This is a genomic window from Acinetobacter sp. AR2-3 (genome assembly GCF_001878775.1).
Classification (GTDB): Bacteria; Pseudomonadota; Gammaproteobacteria; order Pseudomonadales; family Moraxellaceae; genus Acinetobacter; species Acinetobacter lwoffii_D.
This window is the reverse complement of sequence record NZ_MJIQ01000028.1, coordinates 88437-100246: the sequence shown is the minus strand read 5'-3', so window position 1 is coordinate 100246 and position 11810 is coordinate 88437. Positions and strand designations below refer to the sequence as shown.

At 43.7% G+C, this 11810-nt stretch carries 10 protein-coding genes; 2 read left to right on the top strand and 8 right to left on the bottom strand.

Annotated features, from left to right (window positions below; all coding sequences use genetic code 11):
- Nucleotides 1-59 precede the first annotated feature (59 nt).
- The 4 genes from BFN00_RS03705 to BFN00_RS15910 form a co-directional block, all read right to left on the bottom strand.
- Complete coding sequence (locus tag BFN00_RS03705) at nucleotides 60-1169, bottom strand: hypothetical protein (protein WP_005108063.1); 1110 nt, start codon at nucleotides 1167-1169, stop codon at nucleotides 60-62.
- Between the two features lie 92 nt (nucleotides 1170-1261).
- Nucleotides 1262-2662: a hypothetical protein gene (locus tag BFN00_RS03700; RefSeq protein ID WP_071850494.1), complete on the bottom strand. Its 1401-nt coding sequence runs from the start codon at nucleotides 2660-2662 to the stop codon at nucleotides 1262-1264.
- Between the two features lie 10 nt (nucleotides 2663-2672).
- Complete coding sequence (locus tag BFN00_RS03695; protein WP_005267565.1) at nucleotides 2673-2852, bottom strand: hypothetical protein; 180 nt, start codon at nucleotides 2850-2852, stop codon at nucleotides 2673-2675.
- A 254-nt stretch (nucleotides 2853-3106) separates the two neighbouring features.
- On the bottom strand, nucleotides 3107-3274 hold the full coding sequence (locus tag BFN00_RS15910; RefSeq protein WP_005267563.1) for a hypothetical protein: 168 nt from the start codon (nucleotides 3272-3274) through the stop codon (nucleotides 3107-3109).
- 410 nt (nucleotides 3275-3684) lie between these two features.
- Between BFN00_RS15910 and BFN00_RS03690 the strand changes: the two genes are divergently transcribed.
- A complete protein-coding gene (locus BFN00_RS03690) occupies nucleotides 3685-3885 on the top strand; it encodes a dodecin family protein (RefSeq protein ID WP_004278594.1) in 201 nt (66 codons plus the stop codon).
- A 67-nt stretch (nucleotides 3886-3952) separates the two neighbouring features.
- Here the strand turns inward: BFN00_RS03690 and BFN00_RS03685 are convergent, their stop codons facing one another.
- From BFN00_RS03685 to ompR, 4 genes are all read right to left on the bottom strand, one after another.
- Nucleotides 3953-4645 (bottom strand): DsbA family oxidoreductase, encoded by a 693-nt coding sequence (locus tag BFN00_RS03685; RefSeq protein WP_071850493.1) that lies wholly within the window; start codon nucleotides 4643-4645, stop codon nucleotides 3953-3955.
- Nucleotides 4646-4877: 232 nt separating this feature from the next.
- Nucleotides 4878-6395, bottom strand: a complete 1518-nt coding sequence (scpC, locus tag BFN00_RS03680; protein WP_071850492.1) for a succinyl-CoA:acetate CoA-transferase ScpC — start codon at nucleotides 6393-6395, stop codon at nucleotides 4878-4880.
- 205 nt (nucleotides 6396-6600) lie between these two features.
- Nucleotides 6601-8061: an ATP-binding protein gene (locus BFN00_RS03675; protein WP_071850491.1), complete on the bottom strand. Its 1461-nt coding sequence runs from the start codon at nucleotides 8059-8061 to the stop codon at nucleotides 6601-6603.
- 259 nt (nucleotides 8062-8320) lie between these two features.
- On the bottom strand, nucleotides 8321-9085 hold the full coding sequence (ompR, locus tag BFN00_RS03670; RefSeq protein WP_004278590.1) for an osmolarity response regulator transcription factor OmpR: 765 nt from the start codon (nucleotides 9083-9085) through the stop codon (nucleotides 8321-8323).
- 335 nt (nucleotides 9086-9420) lie between these two features.
- Here ompR and BFN00_RS03665 point away from each other — a divergent pair, with 335 nt between their 5' ends.
- Entirely contained in the window at nucleotides 9421-11775 is a 2355-nt protein-coding gene (locus BFN00_RS03665) for a Tex family protein (RefSeq protein WP_071850490.1), read from the top strand.
- Nucleotides 11776-11810 lie beyond the last annotated feature (35 nt).

The following is an 11810-nucleotide window of genomic DNA, read 5'->3' as shown; positions in this document are numbered from 1 at the left end:
CTTAACTGACTGGCATTACATGAATGATGGGCTTTTATTATTTTCTCGTATCAGTCAGTTTAAAATAACGCTTCTAAACGCACCAAAGCCCCGACATAGTGATCACGATCTTCGCGATGATCATTCAAATAGTTCAGGTCGGTCTGGACAAAAAACCATTCACGTAAAAAAGGTTGTCTCCACGACACATAGGGGCCCCAGCGGTTGAGACGCAGATCCTTGTCATTTAGATAACCACCGGTATAAATGCCGTAACTGAAACGGTTGTCCTGAAAAAACTGATGTTGCCTGAAGGTGTAGTTGTCCCAGGTCAGATCATCGTCTTGATCATCTGCATAAGTCAGACTAAGCTGATTGGAGAAAAAGGCCTGATTGGGACGGGCATGGATTAGCTCCAGATTGGTCCGTAAATAGTTTTCGCTTTGAGTGCCATAGCGATAAATCTGTTCGGCATGAAAAGAGTAGTCATTTTCCAACGTCCAATCCTTACTGGCTTTGACACGCAGATAAATATCATCGCCAGAACGTAAGCCCAGATCCAGATCGGTTTGGAAAGGAATGCGATCTGACCATTCTGACCAACGTAAGGCAAAAGAGCTGTTATCTTCACGTGCACGTTTAGTATCCAGACGCTTATCTCCGGAAGTGGCAGGATTTTCATTGGTAATGGCGACATTGCTGTCTAATTCATTGTCCAGACTGTCATCACCAAAAACCACACTCAGCTTTTGTTCCAAGGTCGGAAGCTTGATCTTGCCGCGGATTCGGGGCTTAATCTCATAGCCTTCATATTCATCCCAGCGATTATCTAGAATGATCCGTAATGTGGCTGCAGCTGGCTGATCCGGATCGGTTTCACCAAACCAGTTATCAATTTTATGTGCAGTACGATCGGCCCATTCGCGGATGCCTTTCTGTTTTTGATCCGCCCATGAATAATTTTCTGTCTCTAGCGTGGATGGAACGATGGCGACACTTGATTGCTCTGGCAGAACCGTCGGTGTTGCATCGATCAAACGTGGAATCTGATCCAGCAAGCCTGATCGACTTGGCTCTGTATTTGTTGGACTGGCAGGAGCAGCTGTGACTGAATTTGCCCAAGACATGCTACCACTCATTCCTAAGCCCAGAGAGAGCAGTAAAATTTGAGTAATCCTGTTTATTTGCATGAGATATTTGTTGCTCTTGTATTCTTATATTCAGCTGTAGTTTTCTAAAAAACGGCCTTAAAAAGCAAGTTAAAGCTACAAAATAACAGCAATTATTCAATCATTTGAGCCTGAATTTCCCGATAAAGCTCTAATACCCGAATGGGTTGTGGCATTGTTAAAATAATATTGTGAATATTCTGCCAATTTAGCTGTTTGTCGCGTTGCAGCAAGATGTATGGATAGGCCAGCTCATCCTCTGCGAGAGAGATGCGTTTTTCACCATGAATCACTCGGATTTTTTGATGTTCCTGTAGCAAAAGCACTGGGGTAGAAAAATCCGCAGCAGCTTCTTTAAACGAGATAAATTTCTGCTTTTGAATGGACTGTGCGGGTATAAATGGATGGTAATCTGGCTGTGTCCAGACTGTTTCAGCCTGCTGCAAGTAAGCCGTTGAAAAAAACTCGAGTTGCATGAACCTGGTGCTTATAACAGACCACGCCAGTGATTTAATCGCAGCAGCCTGATGTTGATGATGGGTCAGCCAATGTTGAATACAATAGTGAGCCTGCAACTGACTCGGTACCCCTAAGAGCATCAGATATTTAACAAACTGACCTTGCAGATTCAATTGCTCAACCAAATAAACCTGACGTGCCTGCCAGTTATCTTCTGCCGCATAATATAAGACAATATCCAGATAAACAGGGTGTTGTTCAACATCGGATTCTAGTTCTAAAGCACAGAGCCGCTGGATATTAGTTTCTTCTAAACCTAAAGGGTGTACATGAGCGTTTAGTTTGCCCAGTTGGATCTGTGCAGGGAATTGAATCAATTCGGAGGCTGTGATCTGTTCTTGCTGAATTATCGTTTCAGCTTTGAGCTGAGGATCGGGAGTCTCATATACAGGGGGTACCTGTATGGGTAGCTCATCTGAGCGATGTGGTTCTAGCGCATGGATTCTTGCCCTCGGCCGTCCCCGATGATATTTGGTTGTTTCCACATCTTTTAAGCTGGTTTCAGCTTCGTTTAAGGATAAGGCAGGAACGATCAAGGGGGGATCCTGTTGCAGACACGAAAATTGCTGCTGTTGTTGCAACAGCCAGATATAGCAGTGTTGCAATTCAGCCCATTGGCTGTGCAGGGCAGGAGCTTGGGGAGCCGGAATCAGCCAGATTTGCCAGCCACGTTCAGGATGATGTAAAACTGCCCAGCCTGAATCCGGATGGGCAGACAGTGCTTTTTGCAGCGCCAAGATTTCGGTGAAATAGCCACGAAAGCTTAGATGATAAGACGTGTTAGCAGAAAATTGGTAGGTGATAAGTTCAGGCTGAGTGCGGGCTTTAAATGCTGAAATCTGGGTTTTGAAAATAGGCTCATTACACAGATTAAAAATATCGCGTATTCTTTTTTTAGAACGGGCAATTTCATATAAAGGCAGGACTTTATGCTCCAGTTGCTGCGCCAGTCCATGTAATTCTTTAATTAAGTGTGCTTTTTCTAAAGCATTCATTTTTTGATCTCTAGAGATGTTTCAGTGCTTTATCTAGGGTTTGTGCCAGTACGATGTTAACCGCCAGCTCGACCAGTCTGTATTCAGCAGAATTCGAGTCGGTATAGCTTTCTGCCATTTCAATTAAATAATCAATAGAAACTGACTGAGGCAGAATTTTGCCCTGTACCAATGCCTGAAGTTCATGCATAAAAAATTTTCTTATCATTAATCTATTTATATTGCTGCAATTATAAGCAGAGATCACATAAAATAGTGATCTATTTTGAGTATTTTATAAACAAATTTTTTAATTAAAAGTGATAAAAATCAATAGAAAAAATGAGAGTAGGAAATAGTCGATATTTTTTTTAGAGTTGTGCGTCTTTCACATTGAAGGTGTTTAATGTGATCAAAAAAACAGGCTGAATCAATCAGCCCGTTTTAATGAAAAACAGCTTTGCATTAAGCCGTTTTTTCAGTTACCACAGTCGCAGCATCTGCATTTACTGTTTCAGCAGGTGCTTTAGTCGCTGGAAAGTCTGGCAGATGAACCACTTGCGCCATTTGTGCAGACGCTTGAACAGAAAAAGCCATAACGGTTGCTGCGAAAGCAAATTTAAGAGCATTCATAGGATGACCTTTAATATCAGAGTGTTCAATGACTTGAACAGAGGAGAATATTTAAACTTAATTCGGGTGAAATAATAGCAAATAAGACTTAATAGAAAATGATAGATTCGGCAAATTTAGGCAGTAAATTTTAGATAAATTACTCTATAAAACAATAAATTAGTATATTTACTCTAGTTTGATTTGTGTGGTTTTACAGGGCTTTATACTTTATTTTAGCGATGAAAATCTGGACTTAATTGAGTGTCAAAATAAAAGGTCATATGTTTTCGATCTGCCAATTTAAAACTGAATTTCGAGCTTTGTTCAATCCATGTAAGTTTTTGCTATCGCTTGTTTACCAGCTGCTGCAATCTTCTAAGAATGGACTAAGATGGAATTCCATTCATTTTCATGCTGAGAGTTTTATTATGGCAATTGCAAAAGTGGTAGAAGTCAATTCAAGCAGCAATAAAAGCTTTGAAGATGCGATTCAAACGGGCATTCAAAAAGTCACGGAAACGGTCAAAAATGTACAAGGTGCTTGGATCAATGAACAGAAGGTTGTCATTAAAGAAAATAAAATCACGGAATATCGTGTCAATTTAAAAATTAGTTTTCTGGTTGATTAAGCGAATGCCATTCAATAACAAATAAAAAAACCCCATTTAAAATGGGGTTTTTTTATTGAACGTTGTTTTATTTAGCTTGGTCTGGCGTGTCACACGTTTCTGGTGAGCACTGTGCTGCCTGACTGTTGGTTGATGTATCGAGCGCTTTTTCAAATACTTGCAGGAAAACTTCTTTAGGCTGCGCGCCTGCCAATGCCACACGTTGATCAAAAACAAAGAAAGGTACACCGGTCACTTTGAGTTGTTCATGTGCGACTTCCTGATCGAATTTGACGAAATCAGCATATTCTTCCGAATCCAACAGGTCATCGACTTCGACCGGATTCAGGCCAATACGCGCTGCGATATCTTCCAGTGTTTCACGTTCTCCAATCGCCAGACCTTGGGTCATATAGCTATAGAAGAACGCTTCCTGTGCTTCATTGCCCAAACCTTTGCTTTGCGCCAGGTGAATCAGGCGATGCGCATTAAAGGTATTGCCTGAATTGGCACCTTCCCAGTTAAATTCAATACCTTCGGCTTTGGCCATTTCAGCAATATTGCGCTGCATCTCTTCGACTTCTGCCACGGTGCGGCCATATTTTTGCGCCAGACGCTCAGAGTTGGAGACTTCCTGACGTACCGGTGCTTCAGGATCGAGCTGGAAACTGTGCCAATGTACTTCTAGCTCAATACCTGCTTCTTGTGCAGCAGCTTCTAAACGTTTTTTACCAATATAGCAGAAGGGGCAAACCACATCTGACCAGATATCTACGCGCATGTCATGTCTCTAATTTTGCTCTTGTGTTCAAGTATGAGGGTGAAGAATCAGAATTTAAAGCCCTTGAGCATCAGAAGTGTATTTCTACAGCAGATCGGCAGGATAAATAAAAGAAGAAAGAGTAGGTGATAGCCAGATGGCTTCCTTAATATAATCAGGTTCTGACTATTCAAAAAAAATATAAAAATGCCATAAAAAAACGCCCCATAGGGCGTTTTGTGAATGCAGTCAATTATGCAGTTTTTACTGCAGCTTCAACAGCAAGCATGTGACCATTTTCTTCGAAGTTTGAGTGCCAAGAAAGCGCTTCACGAAGAAGATGAGGGGTATGGCCGCCTTTTGCACATGCACGGTCAAAGTAATCATTCAACGCATCGCGGTACATTGGGTGCGCACAGTTATCAATTACTGCACGTGCACGCTCACGCGGAGCCAAACCACGAAGATCCGCAAGACCTTGTTCAGTCACTAGGATATCAACATCATGTTCTGCGTGGTCGATATGTGAAGCAAACGGCACTACAGAAGAGATGTCGCCACCTTTCGCGATTGATTTGGTTACGAAGATCGCCAAGTGGGCATTACGTGCGAAGTCACCTGAACCACCAATACCGTTCATCATCTTGGTACCACATACGTGAGTTGAGTTCACGTTACCGTAAATATCAAACTCAAGTGCAGTGTTGATGCCGATAATACCTAAACGACGTACCAGTTCAGGATGGTTTGAAATTTCCTGTGGACGTAATACCAGTTTGTCTTTGTATTGTTCAAGGTTGTTAAATACTTTTTCGCCATATTTAGCAGAAAGCGTAATAGACGAACCTGAAGCAAACTTCATCTTACCTGCATCGATCAATTCAAAGGTACAGTCTTGCAGAACTTCTGAGTACATGATCAGGTCTTCGAAGTTTGAATCTTTCAGACCGGTCAATACGGCATTTGCAATTGAACCGATCCCTGCTTGAAGAGGTCCCAGGTTTTTCGGTAGACGGTCTTCAGCCACTTCTTTTTCAAAGAAAGCGATCAAATGGTTGGCAATGCTTTGCGTCTCATCATCTGGTGCAGTTACAGTAGATGGAGAGTCGTGCAATTCGCTGTTAAATACGATACCAACAATTTTAGATGGATCGATATTGATCGCATGTGTCCCGATACGCTCATCCACTTGAGTCAAAGGAATCGCTTGACGCGTTGGACGGTATGACGGGATATAGATATCGTGTAAGCCTTCAAATGCCGGGCTTAAGTTGGTATTGATTTCTACAATTACTTTTTCAGCAAAGATTGCAAAGCTTGCAGAGTTACCTACAGATGTGGTTGGAATGATGCCGCCATCTTCAGTGATTGCAACCGCTTCAATGATCGCAACATCTGGTTTTTTCAGCTGTTGGTTACGCATTTGTTCAACAGTTTCAGACAAATGCTGGTCGATGAACATCACTTCGCCGTTGTTGATCGCCTTACGTAAAGTGTTGTCGACCTGGAACGGTAAACGACGTGCCAGTACGCCAGCTTCAGTCAGTTGTTTGTCTAGATCGTTTCCTAGTGATGCACCAGTAATTAACGTGATCTTTAATGGATTTGCTTTTGCCTGTTGAACCAAAGCTAAAGGAACCGCCTTCGCTTCACCAGCGCGAGTAAAGCCACTCATACCCACAGTCATGCCATCTTGGATGAATTCAGCCGCTTGTTCAGGGCTGATGACTTTGTTGTGTAGGGAGGCTAAACGGATACGATCTAAAGACATTTTAACTCTCATTAATTCTTAAACTATGATACGGATTGTACCGCTCAAAAAATGTATTGTGCATAGGTGTTAGGCTAAGGTCTAATTTTTTAGCTAAATGTAGGTATAATAAAAAATGATGATTTTTAAATGATTGAATTCGTGAACTATAAAATGAATTGTATAGAAAAACTAAAAAGTCATTTGTTGAATTACTGATCACTTCTTAAAAGTGATCAGTCAAGGTTTGGCGAATTTTATCGAGTGTAGTGGCGGGGGGAAGTGTCTCAGGGTTCGCCTGATTCACGGGTAGTGAAATGATAGCTTCCAGCCCACCTTCAGGACGATTATGGATACGTAATTGACCATGGTGAATATCGACAATCCGTTTAACAATGGCCAGCCCCAAGCCACTGCCTTGTACCGTTCGTGCCGAATTGCCCCGAACAAAAGGCTGCATCAAGGCTTCAATCTGATCTTCCGGAATGCCTTCGCCATGGTCTGCGACACAAATCAACAGTTGATCTTCTTCAACATGCGCAGAAAGCTCAATTGGTTCTGAACCATAGCGTTTTGAGTTGTTGATCAGATTGCCAATCAGTCTTTTTAGCGACATGCTACGTGCCTGAATGGTCGGTATATCTTGTGGGGTGAAACGGATATCTAGCGGTTTAAACTGCTTGACCAGTTCCTGTAGCAGTACATTGACATTGGTGTCCTGCGGTTCTTCATCGGAACCGTCGCGCATATAGGAAATGAACTGATCCAGAATCGCGTCCATATCTTCGACATCATAAATCAGGCCTTCTTTGAGAAAGTCTTCATCTGGCATCATTTCGGCACTGAGGCGGATCCGGGTTAAGGGCGTGCGCAAGTCATGTGAAATACCGGCCAGCATAATTCGGCGTTCCCGCTCGGTCTGATCCAGCGTGTAAATCATCTGGTTAAAGGCATGATTGACCTGACGGATTTCCAGTGGACCATGATTGGTATCCAGATAGGGCGCTGAACCGATTCGACTATAACTGTTGGCGGCATTCTGCAGACGGCGTAAAGGACGGTTGAGCTGACGCACCAAGGTCAAAATAATGATGCCGACAATAATTGGCGTGCCGAGCAACCAGCCTAAAATCAGTTCATTACTATAATTGGCATAGGTCTTTAAAGGTTCCTGTACCCAGTGACCATTCATTTCAGGGGTCTGGATCCAGATACGAGGACTTGGCTTAAACTGGAAATAGACTGTGGCTTGTTCGATACGTAACTCTTTGGCCAGTTTGGTTTCGATCTGCCGGGTAAAAAATTCGGCAATCAGCTTTTCACGGACAGTGGGATATTCTGCTGGATTGGTAACATATTCAATGCCGACCCGGTTTCTTAACCAGTCATCGATATCGACTTCCTGCTGTTTATGATACAGGCGCAGATCGGGATTGTTGAGAATTTCCAGTTCCATGGCCAGATAACGCGCATGTTGCTGGATTTCAGGTAAAAATAAGGTACGCCAGAAGAACCACAAAGACATGAACAGGCTGAAACAGACCACAAAGACCACCAGAACTGTGGTACGCATGGCGGCAGAACGCGGTTTGATCTTGTCCAGAAAGCGTTCCCCACGCGTGCGTTTTTTTTCTGAGTAGGTAACAAAATCGGTAAATTTTTGTGGGTCGATGGGGTCGAGTTTCACATTGCGTCCTTTTGCTCAAAAGGGGAGGCTTCCCCCGTAGTTGGATACACGTTAAGGTCATCCGCAACTGTTTGAGGCACGACTCAAGATGGTCAATGATGTTTCTGCGAGAGAATTGCTTGAATGACGGAGGTTGTCGAGTTTTGCGGATGACAATGGTTTTGCTTACTTTTGTCGAAACAAAAGTAAGGCGAACCGCAGGTTAAACCCTATAAATGAGCTTAAACCATCAGACTCCGTCATGAATCAAGGTATTAATTTACTCCGCACCATCTGGAACAAACACATAACCCACCCCCCAAACGGTCTGGATATAACGTGCACGCGCAGGATTTTCTTCAACCAGACGGCGTAAACGTGACACCTGAACATCAATTGAACGTTCCATTGCACCCCATTCACGGCCACGCGCCAGATTCATCAGCTTGTCGCGAGTTAAAGGTTCACGAGGATGCTGCACCAGTGCTTTGAGTACTGCAAATTCGCCGGTAGTGAGTGTTACCACTTGGCCTTCACGGGTCAGGGTGCGGGTGGACAGATCCAGTGACCATGGACCAAAAGAAACGACTTCCATCTGCTGGCTTGGTGCACCTGGCACTTCGCGTACCTGACGGCGCAATACCGCACGAATACGCGCTAGCAGTTCATTCGGGTTAAATGGTTTTGGCAGGTAATCGTCGGCACCTGCTTCCAGACCGGCAATACGATCCGAGTCGCTACCACGAGCGGTGAGCATAATGATAGGCGTATCGATATTGGATTGGCGTAAACGACGACAGATACTCAAGCCATCTTCGACCGGAAGCATAAAGTCAAGCACGATCAGAGAAAACAGTTCCCGCTGTAAAAGTCGATCCATCTGCGTGGCATCATGTGCAGTTTTAACCACAAAGCCTTTATCTTCGAGAAAACGCTGTAATAAGGTACGCAGACGAACATCATCATCAACCACCAGGATCCGTTCGACCCGGTCCGTTTCGGTATGTACGGCATCGGCTTTTTCAGCAGGTACAACTAAACTCATGAGATGCTCCTTTATTCTTTATTGTCATCATAAACAAAAATCAAATAGGCTTTGAGTATACGATTCATTGATATTAATTGACTATGCTCTAAAGCACCAAATATTGCAGTTAAAATCAAGACATAGATACCAAATATATACATCTAAATGAGCAAAAAATACGATTTTAAGCTGGATAAAAAGCAAAGTTCATACAAACTTTATCGGGAAAAGCTGAAAACTATGGCACTTCATAATATAAAGATGAGGTAAATTAATAAAAACAATGGTGGATTTTATAGACCCGGTCTTTATAATCATGCCATTTAGTACTTATCCTTGTGGGATCAAACACGATGACTGACTTAGTTCAGCAGTTGGCAAAAGAACTTGCCGTACGTCCAAATCAAGTTGAGGCTGCCATCAAGCTTATTGATGAAGGTGCCAGTGTTCCTTTTATTGCACGTTACCGTAAAGAAGTAACGCAAGGCTTGGACGATACGCAACTACGTCAACTCGATACGCGTTTATCATACTTGCGTGATTTGTATGAGCGCCGTGACAAGGTGATTGAATCACTCAAAGAACAAGATAAATTGTCTGATGACTTATTGGCGCGTGTGAATGCAGCGGAAACCAAAAATGCATTAGAAGAAATTTACGCGCCGTACCGTCCAAAACGTACCAGTAAATCATTCAAGGCCAAAGAAGCCGGTCTAGGCCCGATTGCCGAAAAAATCTTTAATGAAGCCGTTGATCCAGCTGAAGCTTTGGTGGGTTTTAGCCATGAAGATTACCCAGATACTGAAAGCCAGCTTGATGCGATCCAGCACATCCTGATTGATGACTGGGCGCAAAATATCGCGCTGACCACTGAACTTAAAGCGACATTTGCAAAAACTGCCGTGCTGAAAAGTTTGGTTGCCAGTGATGAGAAAAAAGAAGTCGGTAAAAAATTCCGTGATTATTTCGATTTCTCTGAAAACTTGAATAAAGTGCCTTCACACCGTTTATTGGCGATGCTGCGTGGCCGTCAAGAAAACGTTTTAGGCCTGAAAGTGGATGGCGAAGATGATGCCCCGTTGGCGCGTATTGAAACTGAATACAATCTTGAAACTGTTCAGCCACAAGCGCGTCAGGATTTCTTGAAGCAAACTGCAAAACTATTTTGGCTCGGTAAAGTTCGTCCAACGATCGAACATTCATTGCTGACTGAAAAACGTCTGGCTGCTGAAACAGAAGCGATGAACGTCTTTGCTGAAAACCTGCGTCATTTACTGCTTTCTGCACCTGCAGGCGCACGTACCACTTTGGGCGTGGACCCGGGTATCCGTACCGGTGTGAAACTGGCGGTAGTGAACGAGTCTGGTGATGTTCTTGCACACAGCACGATTTATCCATTTGCACCAAAAGACGATAAAGAAGGTTCACTGGCCGAGCTGGCGCGTTTATGCCGCGAGTTCAATGTTGACCTGATCGCGATTGGTAATGGTACTGCAAGCCGTGAAACTGAAGCTTTAGTTGCTGAAATGATGGCTGCGAACAGTGATCTGAAAATGACGCGTGTTTCTGTATCTGAAGCAGGTGCATCGGTGTATTCAGCATCTGAACTAGCTTCACAGGAACTGCCTGAACTAGATGTATCTATTCGTGGTGCGGTATCGATTGCACGCCGTTTACAAGATCCACTAGCAGAACTGGTGAAAATCGATCCGAAATCGATTGGTGTGGGTCAGTATCAACATGACGTGAACCAGACCGGTCTGGCGAAAACCCTTGAAGCGGTCGTTGAAGACTGTGTGAACTCAGTGGGTGTGGATGTAAATACTGCATCAGCAGCAATTCTGGGTTATATCGCGGGTCTGAATAAATCGATCGCACAGCAAATTGTGGAATTCCGTAAGGAAAATGGTCGTTTTGACAATCGTCAGTCTTTGAAAAAAGTACCACGTTTAGGCGAGCGTACTTTTGAGCAGGCTGCGGGCTTCTTGCGTATTCAAGATGGTACAGAACCACTGGATGCGTCTGCAGTTCACCCTGAGTCATATGCTTTGGTGAGCAAAATTGTTGAAGCAAAAGCAACGACTGTAAAAGACATCATTGGCAATACTGAAATCATTCGCCAAGTGAATGCAGAAGAATTTGCAGACGAGAAATTTGGTCTGCCGACGATTCAAGACGTATTGGCTGAACTGGAAAAACCGGGCCGTGACCCGCGTCCAGAATTCCGCACTGCTAAATTCCGTGATGACATTACTGAAGTTGCGCAATTGTCTGAAGGCATGCAACTGGAAGGTGTAGTCACTAACGTGACTAACTTCGGTGCATTTGTCGATGTGGGCGTGCATCAAGATGGTTTGGTACATATTTCTGAACTTGCCAATGAATTCGTCGCTGATCCGCATAAAGTGGTGAAACCGGGTCAAATCGTACAAGTCCGTGTTTTGAATGTGGATGCTGAACGTAACCGCGTGAATCTGTCGATGCGTCCTGAAGGTTCTGAAGCGCCGGCGAAAGCACCACGTCAGCCACGTCGCGAGAACAATGAGCCACGTGGTGAACGTAAGCCTCAGGGTAAACGTCCACAGCAAGGACGTCCGCAAGGTGATCGCCCTCAGGGTAAGAAATCTCAAGCGGCTAAACCACAAGAGCAAAAAATTGGTGGTTTGGGTGCATTGCTATTGCAAGCAGGGATTAAAGGTTCTAAATAATTTTTGGATATCTTTAATTTAAAAAAACCTCCCAA

What these genes read in the sequence shown, in the direction of transcription:
- BFN00_RS03690 (WP_004278594.1), top strand. Translation starts at nt 3,685, where the DNA reads ATGGCAATTGCAAAAGTGGTAGAAGTCAATTCAAGCAGCAATAAAAGC.
- BFN00_RS03695 (WP_005267565.1), bottom strand. Translation starts at nt 2,852, where the DNA reads ATGCATGAACTTCAGGCATTGGTACAGGGCAAAATTCTGCCTCAGTCA.
- scpC (WP_071850492.1), bottom strand. Translation starts at nt 6,395, where the DNA reads ATGTCTTTAGATCGTATCCGTTTAGCCTCCCTACACAACAAAGTCATC.
- ompR (WP_004278590.1), bottom strand. Translation starts at nt 9,085, where the DNA reads ATGAGTTTAGTTGTACCTGCTGAAAAAGCCGATGCCGTACATACCGAA.
- BFN00_RS03685 (WP_071850493.1), bottom strand. Translation starts at nt 4,645, where the DNA reads ATGCGCGTAGATATCTGGTCAGATGTGGTTTGCCCCTTCTGCTATATT.
- BFN00_RS03705 (WP_005108063.1), bottom strand. Translation starts at nt 1,169, where the DNA reads ATGCAAATAAACAGGATTACTCAAATTTTACTGCTCTCTCTGGGCTTA.
- BFN00_RS03700 (WP_071850494.1), bottom strand. Translation starts at nt 2,662, where the DNA reads ATGAATGCTTTAGAAAAAGCACACTTAATTAAAGAATTACATGGACTG.
- BFN00_RS15910 (WP_005267563.1), bottom strand. Translation starts at nt 3,274, where the DNA reads ATGAATGCTCTTAAATTTGCTTTCGCAGCAACCGTTATGGCTTTTTCT.
- BFN00_RS03665 (WP_071850490.1), top strand. Translation starts at nt 9,421, where the DNA reads ATGACTGACTTAGTTCAGCAGTTGGCAAAAGAACTTGCCGTACGTCCA.